19 protein-coding genes and 1 pseudogene are annotated in these 17801 nt (G+C 41.8%); 7 read left to right on the top strand and 13 right to left on the bottom strand.

Annotated features, from left to right (window positions below; all coding sequences use genetic code 11):
• Positions 1-51 precede the first annotated feature (51 nt).
• The 3 genes from L0B17_RS03995 to L0B17_RS03985 form a co-directional block, all read right to left on the bottom strand.
• Positions 52-843: an EcsC family protein gene (locus L0B17_RS03995; protein WP_235087756.1), complete on the bottom strand. Its 792-nt coding sequence runs from the start codon at positions 841-843 to the stop codon at positions 52-54.
• Positions 844-1118: 275 nt separating this feature from the next.
• Positions 1119-1616: a peptidylprolyl isomerase gene (locus L0B17_RS03990; protein WP_235087754.1), complete on the bottom strand. Its 498-nt coding sequence runs from the start codon at positions 1614-1616 to the stop codon at positions 1119-1121.
• Between the two features lie 98 nt (positions 1617-1714).
• On the bottom strand, positions 1715-3040 hold the full coding sequence (locus L0B17_RS03985; RefSeq protein ID WP_235087752.1) for a M20 metallopeptidase family protein: 1326 nt from the start codon (positions 3038-3040) through the stop codon (positions 1715-1717).
• Between the two features lie 222 nt (positions 3041-3262).
• Between L0B17_RS03985 and L0B17_RS03980 the strand changes: the two genes are divergently transcribed.
• Genes L0B17_RS03980 through L0B17_RS03970 form a run of 3 tightly spaced genes read left to right on the top strand, consistent with a single transcriptional unit; the run spans position 3263 to position 5114 of the window.
• Positions 3263-3403 (top strand): hypothetical protein, encoded by a 141-nt coding sequence (locus L0B17_RS03980; protein WP_235087751.1) that lies wholly within the window; start codon positions 3263-3265, stop codon positions 3401-3403.
• Positions 3404-3463: 60 nt separating this feature from the next.
• Entirely contained in the window at positions 3464-4102 is a 639-nt protein-coding gene (locus tag L0B17_RS03975; protein ID WP_235087749.1) for a flavin reductase family protein, read from the top strand.
• Position 4103: 1 nt separating this feature from the next.
• Positions 4104-5114, top strand: coding sequence for a phosphotransferase (locus tag L0B17_RS03970; protein ID WP_235087747.1), 1011 nt, complete (start codon positions 4104-4106; stop codon positions 5112-5114).
• A gap of 65 nt (positions 5115-5179) precedes the next feature.
• Here L0B17_RS03970 and L0B17_RS03965 read toward each other — a convergent pair whose 3' ends face one another.
• The 3 genes from L0B17_RS03965 to L0B17_RS03955 form a co-directional block, all read right to left on the bottom strand.
• The gene (locus tag L0B17_RS03965) at positions 5180-5902 is read right to left on the bottom strand and encodes an SDR family NAD(P)-dependent oxidoreductase (protein WP_235087746.1); all 723 of its coding nucleotides are present in this window, start codon (positions 5900-5902) and stop codon (positions 5180-5182) included.
• 226 nt (positions 5903-6128) lie between these two features.
• Positions 6129-7220: a branched-chain amino acid aminotransferase gene (locus tag L0B17_RS03960; protein ID WP_235087744.1), complete on the bottom strand. Its 1092-nt coding sequence runs from the start codon at positions 7218-7220 to the stop codon at positions 6129-6131.
• Positions 7221-7379: 159 nt separating this feature from the next.
• Positions 7380-7730: a RidA family protein gene (locus L0B17_RS03955; RefSeq protein ID WP_235089541.1), complete on the bottom strand. Its 351-nt coding sequence runs from the start codon at positions 7728-7730 to the stop codon at positions 7380-7382.
• A 253-nt stretch (positions 7731-7983) separates the two neighbouring features.
• Between L0B17_RS03955 and L0B17_RS03950 the strand changes: the two genes are divergently transcribed.
• Positions 7984-8184 (top strand): cell division protein ZapB, encoded by a 201-nt coding sequence (locus L0B17_RS03950; protein WP_235087742.1) that lies wholly within the window; start codon positions 7984-7986, stop codon positions 8182-8184.
• A gap of 14 nt (positions 8185-8198) precedes the next feature.
• On the opposite strand, the gene L0B17_RS03945 is transcribed toward L0B17_RS03950, so the two are convergent.
• The 7 genes and pseudogenes from L0B17_RS03945 to L0B17_RS03915 all read right to left on the bottom strand — a co-directional run bounded on the left by L0B17_RS03945 (position 8199) and on the right by L0B17_RS03915 (position 14034).
• The gene (locus L0B17_RS03945) at positions 8199-8405 is read right to left on the bottom strand and encodes a DUF1107 domain-containing protein (protein WP_235087741.1); all 207 of its coding nucleotides are present in this window, start codon (positions 8403-8405) and stop codon (positions 8199-8201) included.
• Between the two features lie 625 nt (positions 8406-9030).
• Entirely contained in the window at positions 9031-9648 is a 618-nt protein-coding gene (locus L0B17_RS03940) for a thiol:disulfide interchange protein DsbA/DsbL (protein WP_235087739.1), read from the bottom strand.
• A gap of 176 nt (positions 9649-9824) precedes the next feature.
• Positions 9825-10813, bottom strand: a pseudogene (locus L0B17_RS03935) (serine/threonine protein kinase).
• A gap of 98 nt (positions 10814-10911) precedes the next feature.
• The gene (locus L0B17_RS03930; RefSeq protein WP_235087737.1) at positions 10912-11211 is read right to left on the bottom strand and encodes a DUF3630 family protein; all 300 of its coding nucleotides are present in this window, start codon (positions 11209-11211) and stop codon (positions 10912-10914) included.
• A gap of 12 nt (positions 11212-11223) precedes the next feature.
• Positions 11224-12702, bottom strand: a complete 1479-nt coding sequence (locus tag L0B17_RS03925) for a protein adenylyltransferase SelO (RefSeq protein ID WP_235087735.1) — start codon at positions 12700-12702, stop codon at positions 11224-11226.
• Positions 12703-12747: 45 nt separating this feature from the next.
• Positions 12748-13083 (bottom strand): hypothetical protein, encoded by a 336-nt coding sequence (locus tag L0B17_RS03920; RefSeq protein ID WP_235087734.1) that lies wholly within the window; start codon positions 13081-13083, stop codon positions 12748-12750.
• A gap of 246 nt (positions 13084-13329) precedes the next feature.
• Positions 13330-14034: a hypothetical protein gene (locus tag L0B17_RS03915; protein WP_235087732.1), complete on the bottom strand. Its 705-nt coding sequence runs from the start codon at positions 14032-14034 to the stop codon at positions 13330-13332.
• 322 nt (positions 14035-14356) lie between these two features.
• On the opposite strand from L0B17_RS03915, the gene L0B17_RS03910 reads away from it, so the two are divergent.
• The 3 genes from L0B17_RS03910 (at position 14357) to L0B17_RS03900 (ending at position 17775) form a co-directional block, all read left to right on the top strand.
• On the top strand, positions 14357-14743 hold the full coding sequence (locus tag L0B17_RS03910) for a nitrous oxide-stimulated promoter family protein (protein ID WP_235087730.1): 387 nt from the start codon (positions 14357-14359) through the stop codon (positions 14741-14743).
• Between the two features lie 68 nt (positions 14744-14811).
• On the top strand, positions 14812-15699 hold the full coding sequence (locus L0B17_RS03905) for a hypothetical protein (protein WP_235087729.1): 888 nt from the start codon (positions 14812-14814) through the stop codon (positions 15697-15699).
• A gap of 36 nt (positions 15700-15735) precedes the next feature.
• On the top strand, positions 15736-17775 hold the full coding sequence (locus tag L0B17_RS03900) for a S9 family peptidase (RefSeq protein ID WP_443019934.1): 2040 nt from the start codon (positions 15736-15738) through the stop codon (positions 17773-17775).
• Positions 17776-17801: the final 26 nt, after the last annotated feature.

Genomic DNA, 17801 nt, shown 5'->3' with positions numbered 1-17801 from the left:
CCTTAGTTGAAACAAAGCGTGTTGCTTTGATCTTGAGTATTTGGTTTATCGTTAAGGCGTTAACTCAATGTCGTCATACCATTGACGCACAAGCGTTACACCGTACTTTCGCTCTAAACGTCTAACAACAAAATGTCCCCGCGCCATATCTTGAAAATGACTAATAAACAGAGTGTTAATTACCATCCCACCCGCGGCACCAATAGCGGGTACAGCTTGAGCTGCCACCTTTTGAGTCACTTGTATGCCAAATCGTTCCGCAATCATGGCAACCAATTTAACCAACATAGGCGCAGCTTCTTTTGAAACGCCTTTACTGGCAACATACTCAGCGGCTTCAGCAATAGAATTAGCTAATACAGTACGCACCGCAAAGTAGCCTTGTTCAGACTGATCATCGTCTGCAGTATTTCCCCCTAAGGCAAACACAGATAAGCAGGCAAGCTGTGTTTCGGGTTCAGTGATCACCTCGCCTTCACTTCTGGCAATATCGGCAATTGAACGCAGCATGATGGTAGTTGAAATTGGCAATTCAATGGCTATCGCGCTCAGGCCAAAAAAACCACCTGCGCCACCACTCATTGCCACACCCAGCTTGTGTAACTTATTAGATGACTGCGTTCCGGGTTGATTTTTTAAGGTATACAAGGCCGCTTGACTCGCCTTCATTAAGGCAGCTTGAGTCACTTTAGTCACTGTTGAACTAATGCTTTTTGGCAGTAAGGCAAAGCCTTTTTCAATAGGTGTGCCGATGTAATCGGTTAACTTAGCTGCCAGTCCAGGGTTTTCAAGCAACTGTTTAGCTTGATGTAAACATTGAAATTCTGTATCCGTAAGCTGCATAGTATTTCCAATAAACCTGCTGTCTCGATAAACATTACATTAGCACATACTTAGCTACACCTAATGAGTACTAGTTTTATCATCAATAGACTACACAATGAAGATGCAAATTTGGATAGGTGGTCATAGTGGCAATTTTTTTGGTAACAGCCTGTGACAATCTGTCTATAGTAGATCATTGTGGCTGGGGCGGAAGAACACCAACCCACTACCGAATCGCATCCTTATTCGGTAATGAATGTTGTTTAGTCCACTGTCTTGCTGGTTCGTTACGTCTAGTGGGTTATCGTCACAGATTCAATAATAATTGGCTCTTTGGGCACATCTTCATGTCCTGCAATTGTTGCTGTTTTAACCTTTTCAATCTGTTTCACTACCTCAATACCTGCACTGACTTTACCAAATACAGCATAACCCCAACCATTATTAGTCGTCGCGGTATGGTCTAGAAAGCTGTTATTAGCAGTGTTGATAAAAAACTGCCCTGTAGCTGAGTGCGGTGCATCTGTGCGTGCCATTGCAATCGTGCCCAGCACATTACTTAAACCACGATTGGCTTCATTGGCTATTGGATCATGAGTCGGTTTTTCTGTCATATCGACAGTAAATCCACCCCCTTGGATCATAAAGCCTTTAATCACACGGTGAAAAATAGTCTGATCATAAAAACCTTCCTGACAATATCTGATGAAGTTTTTCGCGCTAACTGGGGCTTTTTCCATATCAAGTTCGATGTGAATATCGCCGACGTTAGTAGTAAAAATAATGGTCATGTGAGCTCGATAATAAATAAGTGATTTTGTGGCATTATAACCCCTTATAATAAAAAACAGCTCAAATAAAAATGCCTGCGTAAGCAGGCATTGTTAATTTATTGATTAAACAAATCTATTGCGGCTCGGGTCATTGACCTCACCCCAGTACTAATCGTTAACGGGTAATCAGGCGCAAACTGGCTAGAGTGTAGTGACGGTAACGTATCGCCTTTGGCAACACTGTCGGCATATATGTTTGGCTCAACCGCCCCTAACCAAAATAACGTAATAGGTACTTTTTCAGCCGTTCTGCCGTATAAGCCAAAATCTTCACCAGCCATAACTTGCGGTGCAACTAATACATTATCTGCGCCTATTTCGGCTTCAATACTGGCTTTCACTTTTGCCGCTAACGTTGGATCATTATAAGTAGATGGAATGGCCTCATCATCATGCACGTTCACTTCAGGCATCAGCTCATCGGGTAATCCAGCACTGATCGCTATGCCTTTAGTGATCCTTTTTATCGCCGCAATTTGTTGCTCACGCACTTGTGGATTGTATGATCGTAACGTCAACTGCAACATCACTTCGTTAGAGATAATATTATGCTTTGAACCGCCGTGAATCGAACCGACTGTCACCACATTAGGCTCAAGCGGTGATATTTCACGACTCGGAATTGTTTGCAAAGCAAGGACGGTTCTGGCCGCCAATACCACAGGATCGATTGTAGTATGCGGGTAAGCCCCATGGCCGCCTTTACCTTTTATTTTGATATCAACCGAATCAACATTCGCCAGCGCATAACCACTAATAGCGCCCACTTTACCGGCAGGAATAGTCGCACTAACATGCAAACCTAATACCGCATCAGGGGTTGAAAACTGACTAAACAAGCCTTGCTTCAACATAGCTTTAGCACCGCCACCGACTTCTTCTGCAGGTTGAGCCACCATCATCAATGTGCCTTTCCAATCCGCTTTGTGTTGTACTAATTGCTGCGCAGTACCTATTAAGCTGGTCATATGAATATCATGACCACAACCATGCATAACACCCACTTTATTGTTATTTGCATCCAGTGTGGTGACCTTAGAGGCGTAGGGTTTTCCCGTTTGTTCAATAATGGGTAAACCATCGGTATCTGCGCGGAGCATAATCGTCGGCCCATCACCATTTTTTAATATACCCACCACGCCATAACCGCCGAAGTTTTCGGTAACAGTAAATCCTATGGCTTTTAGTTCTTTTGCCATTCTTGCACTGGAGTTTTTCTCTTGATATGACAGCTCAGGATGTTGATGTAAATGCAGATAAAGCGTTTCCAGTTGTGGCAAGGCTTGCTTGACGCTTTGATCTAATGAGGTAGCCTGTGCATACGGAACAACTAGCAGACTAATCGATAACGACATAGCTAACGCAAGCTTGGTAAGATTCATTCGTGTTCCTTGTGATTTATTGGCTACACTGCCATTTAGTTAGTATTCACTCTAAACTAGACTACTGCATAAAACCAGCAACTAACATGTTTTAGTTACCAATAAAAATGGTTAAAGCTTATGTAAATCATTAGGATGTAATTCTAGATCTACAGGCATAAAACACCTATATTGAACCAGCATACTGCACCTTAATATCATGTAAACCTCAATGATTTGCTCATGTGGCAACAAATATGGCGCAGCACTGTTGGGATATTGTTACGACTATCAACTTCTACATCCGCAGCTGATGACATCAATTCAAAACAAGTGGCTGATGCAGATGACATAGATACCGATACTGTGGGCGTTAAGTCATAGCGTTGGCGGGTGCCTTGGGCTATTCAAGCTACCCAATCAAATTCAAATAAGGAGGGTTACATGACGTCAAACGAGCAGCACTTTTATCAACCCAGTAAAGGTCATGGCCTTGCCCATGACCCACTTAATGCCATTATTAGCCCACGCCCAATAGGCTGGATTTCATCACGCAACGGCCAAGGTCAGCGTAATCTGGCGCCCTACAGCTTTTTTAACTGTTTCAACTACACTCCACCCATTATTGGTTTTGCCAGCACAGCGTGGAAAGACAGTGTGGCTAATATAGTTGAAACCGGTGAATTTGTTTGGAACTTGACCACCCGTGAATTAGCGGAAAAAATGAACCTAACCTCTGCCACTTTACCCCCAGGTGAAGATGAGTTTGCTTTTGCAGGGCTAACGCCTGTTGCCAGCAAAATAATCTCGGTTGATCGGGTTGCTGAAAGCCCTGTCAATTTTGAATGTAAGTTAAGTCAGTGTATTCAACTTAAAAATGCCCAAGGTGACGATATTGATACCTGGTTAGTATTAGGTGAAGTGGTTGCTGTGCATATTGCCAAGCACTTAATTGATGCCAATGGCATTTACCAAACGGCTTTAGCACAACCCGTGCTTCGCGCTGGCGGCCCTTCAGCTTATTATGGTATTTCTGAAGATAATCGATTTGATTTATCTCGCCCAATAATAAGCCCTAAATAATATGCAACCTCAGCAGTTAGCTGCAATTATCGACGTATTGGGCGCCACAAGTGTTCAATCAGTACAGTCCATTCAGTCGCTTTGGGGTGGTTATGGTGAGTTAGTCCAGGTGTATTTAACCGGTTACCGTCATGCATCCGTTATTGTTAAGCATATCACCTTGCCACAAGCTCAAACTCACCCCAAAGGTTGGGCGACTGACTTGTCTCATCAAAGAAAATTGCGCTCTTACCAAGTTGAGTCTTATTGGTATCAAGATTACGCCAACCACTGCACAGCAGACTGTGTGGTGCCTAAATGCTTATGGCTGGGTAATGCTATAACCTCGCCAAATGCAGATGATTGTTATGCCATATTACTGGTGCTTGAAGATTTAACTCAAATAGGCTTTAGCCGTATTAACCATCACGGTGATCGCACTATTATTCAAGCCAGCTTAACTTGGCTGGCACATTTTCACGGTCAATTTATGCAGCATGACGGCCAAGATCTATGGCCTATCGGCACCTACTGGCACTTAGCCACCCGGCCGGATGAACTGGCCGTATTACAAGATGATAAACTCAAAAATGCGGCAACTGAGTTAGACTACATTCTTAATAATTGCCCGTTTAAAACCTTAGTACATGGCGATGCTAAGTTAGCTAATTTTTGTTTCACCCCAGATAATTGCCAAGCCGCAGCGGTAGACTTTCAGTATGTGGGTCAAGGATGCGGCATGAAAGATGTGGTGTATTTTTTAAGTAGCGTGCTGCCATTCAATCAGCCAATATCCACAATAGAAACCACTGTAGAAACGTACCTCGACTTTTATTTTATTCAGTTAAGTCAAAGCGTTGGTCATTACCATCCCGATATCGATGTTAGCGCGCTAGTTAACTCCTGGCGATCACTCTACCCTATTGCCTGGGCTGATTTTCATCGTTTTATTAAAGGCTGGAGCCCTGAGCATCAAAAAATCAATGCTTACTCGGAAGCATTAACCCAGCAAGCCTTGTTGCAATTAATATGATGACAAAATTAGCCTAAAAACTCGATAAGTCGTCTGCCAAGCAGATTAACGGCTTAAACAGACGACTAACCTCGATTGATGGTGATATCGGCGATATAACCATGTTCAGTGGCAATTAGGGCTTGTTTGAGCATAATTGCTGCTTCATCTGCACTCATAAACGTAGATGTATCGAGCGCTTTACCGCTCGTTGGCCAAAATTGGGTATCCATTCCTCCTGGGTATACCGCAATAATTTTCATCGGATAGCCCTTTAGCTCTAATCTAACTGACTCGATAAAACCGCGAACGGCCCATTTAGCGGCGCAATAAGTGGATTCCCCCGCCTTAGCGGCTAACGCAGCCGTAGACATTACTATCACCACATTAACCGCTTGATTACGGTAGCGCTTCACTAATTCACGTACCAGTAAAATAGCCGAGGTGACATTGTTTTGAATCAAATTAGCTATCGAGTCGGCTTCTTGGGTGTCAATATTGCCAAAGTAGCCACTGCCAGCACAATGGATAACCGTGTTTAAGGGGGATGAATCGGTTTCGGCCTGCTGAAGTTGATCAAACAGTGCAATCACGCTGGTTTCCGAGGTTAAATCTGCACTCATTGCCCTTACTGCTTGCGCTCCCTGATCTTGAACTTGCTGACCTAGCACTCTCTGATTAAGTGTAGCGGCAACAAGGTTTAACCGTGCAGCATTTCTGGCACTGATAACCACTTGCTGTGTTTCTTCTGCATAACATTTAGCTAATGCCGCACCCAAACCACTGCTTGCTCCGGTAATTAATATCATATTCACCCTTCAGCTAATTCATGTTTATGTTTATGTTTATGTTTTACTTTATAGAAATCGTTTGATGTTACTAATCTCAACTCAGATTAATAGTATGCCGAACTTTACCCAGGTAAAGCGTGAGTCGGGATAGATTTTAAGCATAAAAAATCCGACATCATTGATTGATATCGGATTGATAGGGTCACACAAGAGTATGCTTCATTAAGCTATTAACAAGAATAGCTTAAGGTGCTACCTGTTCAACACGCTTAACCCAGCCTTGTGGGCCTTGGATGTTACCTTTTTGAATATCGGTAAAGACTTGATAAATCTTTTTAATATTCGGACCAACTTTGCCATCACCAACGGTAACAATGCGATGATCTTCAAAGATATATGAGGTTACTGGCGACACAACTGCCGCAGTACCAAAACCACCGGCTTCAATAATTTCACCTGACTCAATATCAGCGATGAATTTATCTAACATCACGGTTTCCTGGCGTACTTTACAACCCAGTAACTCACCAAGTTCTAAAATAGACTGCGAGGTAATCGATTTTAAAATGGTGTCAGTAAACTGAGGAATAATCACAGTACCATCTTTTAAAATATGGAAGTGGTTCATTGCCCCCACTTCTTCGATTTGCTTGTTAGTCGCATCTAAATACAGCACCTGTGCAGCGCCATATTCTGCCGCTGCTTTACCGGCTCGTAATGATGCAGCATAGTTACCAGAAGCTTTTGACGCACCTGTACCACCTGAAACCGCACGGTGGAACTTAGTGGTAATGAGTAAGCGAATGCCTTCATTCACACCTGACGCATAATAAGCGCCAGATGGACTTAAAATAACGCAGAAGGTGTATTGCTGACTCGGGCTAACTGATAGGCGATCTTCTGTGGCAAAAATAAAAGGGCGAATATATAAACATGCGCCATCTTGCATCGGAAACCACTTTCTATCGACATCAATTAAGCTATTAATTGCATTTAACTGGGTTTGCTCATCAATGTTAGGAATACACACTATGTCTGCTGAGCGATTCATCCGCTCGGCATTCTTGTTTAAACGGAAAGTGTAAATTTCACCATCTTGATGCATAAAGGCTTTCGCGCCTTCAAAAATAGACTGGCCATAATGCAAGGTCATTGCACCTGGAGCCATTTCAAAAGGGCCGTAAGGTACAATGCGAGGATCACACCATTGACCGTCACGATAATCCATCAAAAACATATGGTCGGTACGCAGCTTACCAAAGCCCACATTACCTTCGGGAGTAAACTGCTCAGTGCGGCGCTCTGACGCGGGTTTTAAATTATATTTTATATCCATTGCATACCACCTTAAAAACTGAGCTTGAAGACTATTGAGAGCGGTAAATAAAGTCAAGTTTACGGTCTCTTTTGTTGCGAAGATTACGTCAATTCAACGTAACAAGCATCAGTATTTTTTTTCAAATAAGCTTTTTACAGCTAAAAAACAACCCAGAGCTTACGCTATCACAGCAGCAATAACTGACACTTCAACTAGATATTCTGGCTCTGCTATAGCGGCCTGAACGCAGGCTCTAGCTGGGGCATGCCCTTGAGGCAGCCAATTGTCCCAAACATGATTCATGGCATCATAATCTTGCATATCTTTAAGGTAGATTGTGGCTGATAGAATATGATCACGTTGACTACCAGCTTGAATAAGTAACGCATCAACCTCAGCTAACATAGTGTGGGTTTGGGTGGTGATATCAGCAAATTTATCAGTTGCGACCTGGCCACATAAATAAACGGTTTTATTGTGAATAACAATACTGCTCATACGTTGATTGATATCGATTCGGTTGATCATCTTGCTGTTGTCGCCATCATGATTTAATTGAACACAAAAAGTATCATGAACATTGGCTTTTTTACTAGCGACAATGGGCCTAGCGATGTTGAATTTATCGAATGACATGAGCAGGTTTGGGCTAAGATAGGCTTAAACGTAAAAATAGTATTAAATTTAGTTTATTTTTTACTCACTTAGCGATTAAGACTGTTCCACAGGGGGCTGTCACTGCTAGAATGAGGTTTACATCCAGAAACCATTAGGACTCCCCATGAGCCTTGAATTATTGTCCCAACTGGAAACCAAAATCCAGGCAACTCTTGAAAACATTGAGCTACTAAAAATGGAGCTTGAAGAAGAGAAGCAAAAGAATGTCACGCTAACAGCAAAAAACCAACAATTAGAGCAAGACCTAAACTCATGGAGTGATAAGGTCAACGGTCTTGTTGGTTTATTGAATAGCGAAATTTAGTCAAATATTAAATTCTACGCGGGTTGATCATGTTGTGATTCAATTAGCGCATTTAATTCTAAAATAGCCTGCCTCACCTGTGGCAGGCTTTTTTTTGGCAATAAAAACCTTCCATAACTAAATTCTAAACGACCTAGGTCTTTGACCCAAATCACGCCATTAAAAAATATTCTTGCGTGTTTAACGATAAGTTTAGGGGCATAAACAGGGAACATTCTCATATCTCCTCCTTATTATTTTCTATGTATTATTAATCACTCTTAGCCGTTACTTAATAGTGATTAATCCTGACTCATTGCATATCATTCATTGCTTATTGAAGTGAATACTTTGAATCATCGTCAGTATAAATGAAGCACCCTTAAGGGATGCTTAAATTAAGTGAAAGCGGACTGAATCCCATCAATAGTTTTCTAATCTGATACTGCCATTATTGATGTTTCAACTCTCTATTACTGTATTCAATAAACATCTTCCAAAATCAATAATCCTATGGATGACTTAACATGCTTGTCGATTACTTATTGATCCGACATGCATGTTATTCGACCAGCATAAATGTGCAAAGTTGCATCCTAACAACTTTTTTTGATGAAACGGTATTCACATCACAAAAAACAACCGACAAAAAAATGTCACTTGCCAATGTTTTGACGCGCTGATATTATCTGCCACGTTACTCAGGGTATATAGAGCTATTTAGCTCTGCACCGTACAGCTTTTAAAGCGTACGGTTTTTTTTTGCCTGTTTATATAGGCTTTATACTTCCCCCAATTATGCAGACAAATTATTGAGCCAACAAAAAAGGAGCCTAAGCTCCTTTTCTATTTTAGGATAATGAATAACTATTTTTTATTCATTTGCGCTAAGTAATAAGCGATATCTAACAACTCATCGTAAGATTTGATTGAACCCGTCTCAACACGGTATTTACCGTTAACAACTAATGACGGTACGCCAGATATTTTGGCATTTGTCGCATCGCGTTTCATTTTAGACATTTGCGCATTAACCATAAATGAATTAGCTGCGGCATCAAAATCTTTACCTTCAACACCATTGGCAATAAATAATAAACGAATATCATTTAAGCTGGTGAAGCTTTGCTTCTTGTCGTGAATAGCAGCAAATAAAGCAGGTTCTACTTTGTCTTCTACTTTTAATTGGTGTGCTATAGCAAAAGCACGCGACATTTCTACACCCATTTCACGGCCAATAAATTCAACATGAGACTGATTGAATGCAACCCCTTCAGGTAACGTCTTGTTAATTTTTGGAATAACCGTTTGAGAGAAGTTATAACAATGGCCACAGAAAAATGAGAAAAACTCAGTAATTTCTGGTTTAGCAGAACCTGGACCTTCATTAATCACAGTGTAATGCACACCTTCTTGGTAATCTGCTGCAGTTGCAGCCAATGGAGTAAACAGTAATGCCGCAGCCATTAATAATGCTTTTTTCATTTTAGTTCCTTTTGCGTAACGCATGTATGGGTAATGTATTGGGTTAACCATCAATCAATGCAAGCATCTTACCTTTAGCATTGAATAAACCCATAATCTTAGCTCGATTGTATTTGTAACAATTTACACCAACCAGTAAAAATGAAGTTTATTTAACCTTCACTTTGCCAGTATGTTTAAAATAAGCTCAATGGGGCTTCATCTAATGCAGCCAATTGCTCTTTAAACGCTAAAGTTTGTTGTTCCCAGTATTTGAGATCCCCAAACCATGGAAAGTTCATTGGAAATGCCGGATCTTTCCAACGTTTAGCAAGCCAAGCATTGTAATGGATCATTCTCAGCGCCCGCAAAGGCTCAATTAAGCTTAACTGGCGTGAGTCAAAATCTGCAAACTCTTGGTATCCCTCCAGCAAAATATCAAGCTGCAATATTTGCTGTTGACGGTCACCGGTTAACATCATCCAAATATCTTGCACTGCTGGACCTTGTTTTGCGTCATCTAAATCCACAAAACCCGGCCATTGGGTGTCCATAAAATATTACCTGGATGTAAGTCACCGTGTAAACGCATATGACTAAATGACTGACGCTGCCAAATTGCCGTTGCTTTAGCGAGCACCTGCTCTACTACAGTAAAAAATGCGTTAGCCATTGAAGGAGCTACCATGCCACTTTCACGCAGATAATTTAACGGTTCAACCCCTAAAACTTGCGGATTTAACACTTCACGCTGCACAAATGGCTGCTTAGTGGCATATTGATGAATACGGCCAATAAAACGCCCTACCGCCTCTAACTGTTCAAGGTTATCAACCTCAAATGATCGTCCGCCAATGGAGTCAAATAACGCCATCCGAAAGCCTTTATAATGATGCAGTGACTGACCATTTATAATCAGCGGCGCAGCCACTGGCACTTCGTTTTCAGCCAGTTCGAGTGAGTAGTCATGCTCTTCTTGGATCTGTTCATCGGTCCAACGATTAGGCCGATAAAACTTCACCACATAGCGCTTGGCGTCATCACAACGGAACTGGTAGACCCGATTTTCATAGCTGTTTAATGCAAGTAAGCCTGTTTCAGGATAAATACCAATGCTTTCTATGGCATCAAGAATTAAATCTGGTGTTAACGCTTGGTAATGAAATTCTGTAGCTTGTTCGCTCATATCATTCACTTATAGTTGGTTTTCGATCACGCTGAGTGAGGTTGCTGATTTGTCGAGTCGAGATAAAAGTTGATCAACAAAAACATGCTCTCTTGTCGTTAAGACTGGATATAGGGTTTCAACAAGCTGTGCAAATACACTAGCACGTCAAACTCATCTTGACGCTCAATGCTTAGCCAGCAAATGTCGCCGTAAAATTCGTAATGTAAGCAAAGCTGGCAGCCTTCAAAATCAAGCAACCATTGATGTCGATCCGCGCCCCATTGACGCTCGCGTACCTGACAATCTAATGCGGCAGCCAATCGCTCGGCAAAGTCGCCGAATTGCTCAAAGTCGACACTGGCACTGATCAATAAAGTTAAATTTTCGCGGTCTAACGTGGCTGATTCTATGTTCATTTCAGGTCTCAATTAACTACTACACGACATAATTAAACCCTGTCCCCAGTCAGGGGGACGCTTAGCAAAGCTTGCCATTTCTGGTTGCTCCGCAAAGGGCTGACGCAATAACTGATGTAATTGCACTAGCTTACTGTTATCGCCATTTTCTTCAATGGCAATAATGGCTTCTTGGGCTAGGTAGTTACGCAAAATATACTTTGGATTGGCGGCGTTTCTAGCTTGCTGCCAATTGACCATATCATCCACTTTACCAACACGCTGCTGGTAAGCTTCAAACCATTGATCAAACTTTGCTAAATCAACCATATCATCACGTAAACTTATATGTTGACTAGTTAAGTCTAACTCACCAAAGCGACGTAAACTGTTGGTGTAATCTAATTGATTTGCTTCAAGTAAAGCGGTGAACTGATCCACTAACTTTAAATCTTGTTGCTGCTGAGTTTTCGCGGTGTCATGTGACTGATCCGAAGCTAACTCAAACACGGGTAAGCCTAATTTATTGCTCATCAGTAATAAATAATGGTCGACTAAATGGGGTTGATATTGATTCAATGCCTGCACTAAATCATCTGAGGCAATAAGCGGTGTTAACGCCTGGGCAAGTCGTTGTAAATTCCAAAAACACACACCAGGTTGTTGACCAAATGCATAGCGACCTTCATGGTCAGAATGATTACAGACAAAATCTTCTTTGAAAGTGTCTAAAAATGAAAAAGGCCCAAAATCAAAACTGTCACCTAAAATCGACATATTGTCAGTGTTTAGCACCCCATGAGCAAAACCAACACTTTGCCAATGGGCAACCATTTTAGCGGTAGCGGCTACCACCTCAGTAAACCACTGTACATAACCAGCATTATCGGTCGATAAATGAGGAAAATGCTGTTTAATGGTAAAGTCCACCAACTGTGTCAGCTTGCTGTTATCGCCTTTCCTGGTATAACTGAAATATTCAAAATGACCAAAACGAATATGGGTTTTAGCCAGTCGCACAGTGATGGCAGCGGTTTCTTGACCTTCGCGCCATACAGGCAAGTCTGAGCCAATAACAGCTAAAGCACGTGATGTCGGCACATTCAATGCCGCTAAAGATTCTGACACAAGAAACTCTCGCACCGCTGAGCGCATTACCGCACGCCCATCACCCATGCGTGAATACGGTGTTGGTCCGCCGCCTTTTAATGCCACGTCCCAGGCATAATCAGGACCAATAGCCTCACCTAAAATAATTGACCGACCGTCACCGAGTTGCGAGGTGTAACCTCCAAATTGATGGCCACTATACACTTGCGCATAATAAGTGGCGCCTTCTGCAGCATGATTAGCCGAAAGCTGCATCAATAATTGATCATTGGGTTTATCTAAGCCAATTAATGCCGCGGCTTCATCACTCCACCCTAACCAATGAGGGTTAGAGATAGCTTGCGGATAAACTTGGCTATAAAAGCCTGCTAATTGTTCAAAAAAGTCCTGCTTAAAGCGCATGATGAAATCCTTATTACAATTTCTTTTAAACAGCCATTTCTATTATTACAATTGCTTCAAAAAGTCTTTATTGCTAACAGATTGCTGACAATCTAGCTGATTATCATCTAACGTTTGACACTGTTGGCTGCAAATAAAATCAACATTTTCTGTCATCTCTATCCCTTGAATCCGCAGTAGACCTGAACCTTTTGCTTGGCACTGTTCAAGTGTGTCGTAATAACCTTTAATGACATCATGCTTTATGGTGAAATCGGTTTTGTCGGCTGCATCAGCAAAATAAAATAACGTCCACTCAGGGGTTCGGATACAAGCACTCAGTAAAAACAGGCTAAGCATAAGCGTTAACATGATGAATTTATTCAGTAGATTGGCGGTCATATAAAATCCCTAGAGTCACCTTATGGCAGCGATTCATCAGTACAATGACCGAATCCACAATGACAATTACAATGCATAAAAAAAGCGGACTGATGTCCGCTGTTTACTTCAGTGAGTAACATGATACTCGAAATTGTCAGAGTCTGTTTACCTTTCGCCGGCGGGCCACAAAAGACCAAGCTAACTAACAGCAGCATTAAAACCGTAACATTAAACCGCAACATTTTATTGCGGCTGTAATTACAGCTAAGCTTTTAGTTTCGCTTTTTCGATGCGTGCAAGTCGCCCCTCAAACCCTGTAATTGTGCCATCTGATAGTTGATGAGTCAGTGCATGCTGGCAAATTGAAATGGCTTGGTCAAACCGACCAACGTCATTAAGCAATGTTGCTAGATGTAAATGACCAGTGGCTTTTCCATCGGAAAATTGTGACTTATCTTGCTGATATAATTTATCAAATAACCCCAAATAGCCCTGTTGCAACTTAGCACCATATTGACAATAATCGGCCTGTTTACGCATTTTATAACTATGGTTTATGACATTGGTTATTGCGTCAAATTTACCCTGTTCACCCTCAGCATGATTGGCTTGGTCGACTAGTTGTTTAAACGTGTCACTTGCCCAAGCACCGGTTTTAGGCAATAAAAGCCCTTTGACTGGCTCTGGCTCTGGCTCTGGCTCTGGCTCTGGCTCTGGCTCTGGCTCTGGCTCTGGCTCTGGCTCTGGCAGCAAATCAACCACAGCCACAACAGCAGGGTCAACTGCTTTAGGTTCGACTATTTCAACTTCAACGCTTTCGGCTTCATCAAGCGCACTAATTTCAGCTTCAGTACGGTTCAACGGCTTTGATGATTCATTCTCAGATGTTTCTTGCTGCGCTGTTGCCTTGGCACGATTAAATAAATACACCCCAATCGCAACAAGAATAATGACTATGATCACTTTCATTCTATATCACCCTGTTTAAACGCGTTTAACCGCGTGTGATTTGTTGTGCTCGCTACAATATGGCTAATGCCTATCGAAAAACAACGCTGTTTTTTTGAGCACACAATGCTATTAATAATCTAATCACTACCTACAAATCAAGTATATAAGTTATTTAACTGTAACAAAGCGTTGAGTTTGTGCTTAACAACGCATTTTTTGTGATTAACTGAGCAATTTTTTCATTTATTTGTCATCCGTCACGACCTGTACTGATAGACTTGTGTCACTTTATTGAGCGCCCTACACTGTCATTAGTTGAGTAAAACACTAAGGTATAGCAATGGCCGTTTCTGAGTTACTTTCTGCTAAGTTACTGTATGAGTTTCGCACCATGACAGCGATGGTCGATATTTACTGTAAAGCACATCATCCAATGAAACCTGACTGCGGAGTTTGCCAATCTTGTAGTGACTTTTTAGCGTATGCCGAAACCCGCCTTGACCGCTGCCCATATGGTCAAGATAAGCCCACTTGCAATAAATGTCCGGTGCATTGCTACAAGCCTCATATGAAACAAAAAGCACGTGAAATAATGATGTTTGCAGGCCCCAGAATGATGTTGCCACACCCAATAATGGCAATAAAACATTTACTCGCTGAACGTAAGCCTGCACCGGGTAAACCACCAGAAGGTGTTAGCAATCGTCACCAACGAAAATTGGGCTAACCAGCTGAGGTTTATTACCCCTGTAGGATGTTTTGAGGTAACATTCACTTTCAACACTGAGAGTGATAATGACAGACTATCAAACTTTTTTTATCCAAGCCTATTGGTGGCTATCTTTACTAGGCGGTATACATTGCTTAGGGGTGGCGTTATTTATTCGTTATAGTTATCAAGGTCAAGCAACAGAGAATAAGTCACTTGCTGGCATTGTGGGGTTAGTGGGGTTCTATTTTCTCACCGGATTGCTCACTCAAGAATTTAGCCCTATTCCCATCCACTTATTACTCTCCTTATGTTACCCCGTTTACTTTTTACTAATGCCTTTACTGTATATTTACAGCAAGCAAAGTTTGCATGGCAACAATTATCAGGCTAATTTTTTCAAGCACTTTATGGCTGCGATGTTAGCGGCAATTTTGATCTGTTCGGCAATATTTTTTGGTATAGGCATTAATCTACAAGCCAGTAATAATACAATAAACTCGCTTGCTGAGTTGAGTCATATCAATGCACTTGCGCTTATTCTGCCTAGTTTGATTTTAATACAAGCTGTCTTTTACTTTACGCTAATTTACCAACTGCTAATGCAAGCAAAGATCAACAACGAACCATTACTAAGCAGTATGCGGTTGCGTTGGATTACCATTTTAGCGATTGGCATGCTAATAAATTGGTTAGTGCGATTTACGATTGTCTATTTCCCCTTCTACTCAGACGGTATGGTTTCTATTTTCCCCCAAGCCATAACCCGCTTAAGTTTATTAGTAACTGTGTATATTCTGGCTTTCTATGGTCTACACCAAGTTACTCGCGCGGCTTATTTAAGTGGTCGCACGATCCCCCGCTCAAGTAATTCACTTAATAGCCAACAAATTTTAGATGCAGATGAACTGAGCTATCTGCAAGATGTCATCGCTGACGATGATGCCGATAAACACAAAGACTCGACAACTTAAAGGAATACCATGCGCATTTATTCTTACATCAGCATGATGGCAATACTGCTTTCAAGCTCTTTGGCTATTGATGTTCAAGCTGCACCCACGGCCACTCCCCGCACTCACGCCATAACTATTGATGACTTTTTCGATATAGGTCAAATGCAAGATGTAGCCATTAGCCCTAATGCCAAGCAAGCCGTGTGGCTGGAAAGCCGTTGGGATGAAGCCTTAGATAAAGCCCAAGCAGATCTCTGGCTAATTAACACCCAAGATAAGAAAAGCCAGCGCCTAACCTTTACCCATGACAATGAATCAAGCCTGGTTTGGAGCCATGATGGAGAGTTTATTTATTTTATCTCTGCCGATAAAAAAGATGATGCTAAAGCCCCATATAACGGTAAAAACCAGGTTTTTCGCATCACACTAGCTAACCTAGTCATTCAACCTATGACCAAAGAAGCCTTGGGCGTTAATGCATTCCAATTAAGTGCTGACAGTAAATTACTTTATTTTTTAGCCAATAAAGAATCGACAGATACTGACCAATGGGCCGACATGCGTGCCAATTATTCAGTGCCTAAGTATGCCCATGGTAAACGCGATACCAACCCATTGAAGGTGCTTGATCTTACTAACTTTAAACAAAAAACCTTGCTAGATGATGACAAAGTAGTTTGGCAATTTAATGTTAATGACAGCGGCAGTAAAATAGCCCGTATCACCACCAGCGATAATGAATTAGTTTTTTATGAAGGCTGGTCAAATATTGAAATTTTTGATGTTAAAACCACCAGCAATAAAGTCATCGATGATACACAATGGCGCCAACAAGCTCCTTCAGCTTATGGGTGGTTATTGGGTTTAGATTGGCATCAAGATAACCAGCAACTGGCTTTTAGAATCGATTTTGATGGCTATCCGGGTAAGTTATTTGTGACTAATACCAATGCAAATATCCCCACAATAGAGCTTAAGCCAATCGGTAAAACCACCTTTGAAGGTGGCAATATTCAATGGCGTCCTAAAAGTAATGAATTATGTTATCTCGGCGCGCAAGCTGCACGTACACAATTATTCTGCAGCCAAATCAACAAAGGTAAAGTGGGTGATACACGTAGCGTGCTAGCCGGTGATACCGTGGTAGGCAGTTACAGTTTTGGCGCATCAGGCAAACAAGTGGTTTTTAGTCACAATAGTCTGACTCATTTCCATGACTTATTTATTGCTGATGCCGACTATAAGCGCAGTCAATTTAAACGCTTAACTAACATTAATCCGCAAGTCGATAGCTGGCAGTTACCACAAATATCTGTGGTGACCTGGAAAGCACCCGATGGTGCGACCGTGGAAGGCATATTAGAACTGCCATACGGCTATAAAAAATCCCAAGGTAAGTTACCTTTAGTGGTACAAATTCATGGTGGCCCTACCGCAGCAACGCCTTACTCACTGCAACACCGCTCGTATGGGCGAGCAACATTTCCAGCTACCGGCTGGGCATTGTTATCGCCGAATTATCGTGGTTCTATTGGCTATGGCGATAAGTTTTTAACTGATCTTGTCGGTAAAGAGCACCAAATCGAGGTGGCGGATATTATGGCTGGAGTCGACACGTTAATTGCTGATGGCATTGTTGATGGCGACAAAATGGCGGTAATGGGCTGGAGTAACGGGGGCTACCTCACCAATGCATTAATCAGCACCAGCAATCGCTTTAAAGCGGCAAGTTCTGGCGCTGGCGTGTTCGACCAACGTTTGCAATGGATGCTAGAAGACACGCCAGGGCATGTGATTAACTTTATGCAAGGACTGCCTTGGGAACAGCCAGAAGCGTATGATAAAGCCTCATCTTTAACCTATGCGAATAAAATTACCACCCCAACACTTATTCATATTGGCGAGAATGATCAACGTGTTCCTGTTGGTCATGCTCAAGGGCTTTACCGCAGCTTAAAGCATTACTTAAATGTTCCGGTAGAGTTAATTGTTTATCCTGGTGAAGGACACGGACTCAACCTTTATAAACACCGTAAAGCCAAAATGGAGTGGGACAAGAAGTGGTTTGAATATTATGTGCTGGATAAACAATAAAACAGTTAATTGTATAGAATAAGAGT

Source organism: Shewanella sp. OMA3-2 (assembly GCF_021513195.1).
GTDB lineage: Bacteria > Pseudomonadota > Gammaproteobacteria > Enterobacterales > Shewanellaceae > Shewanella.
This window is presented reverse-complemented; position numbering and strand designations above follow the sequence as displayed.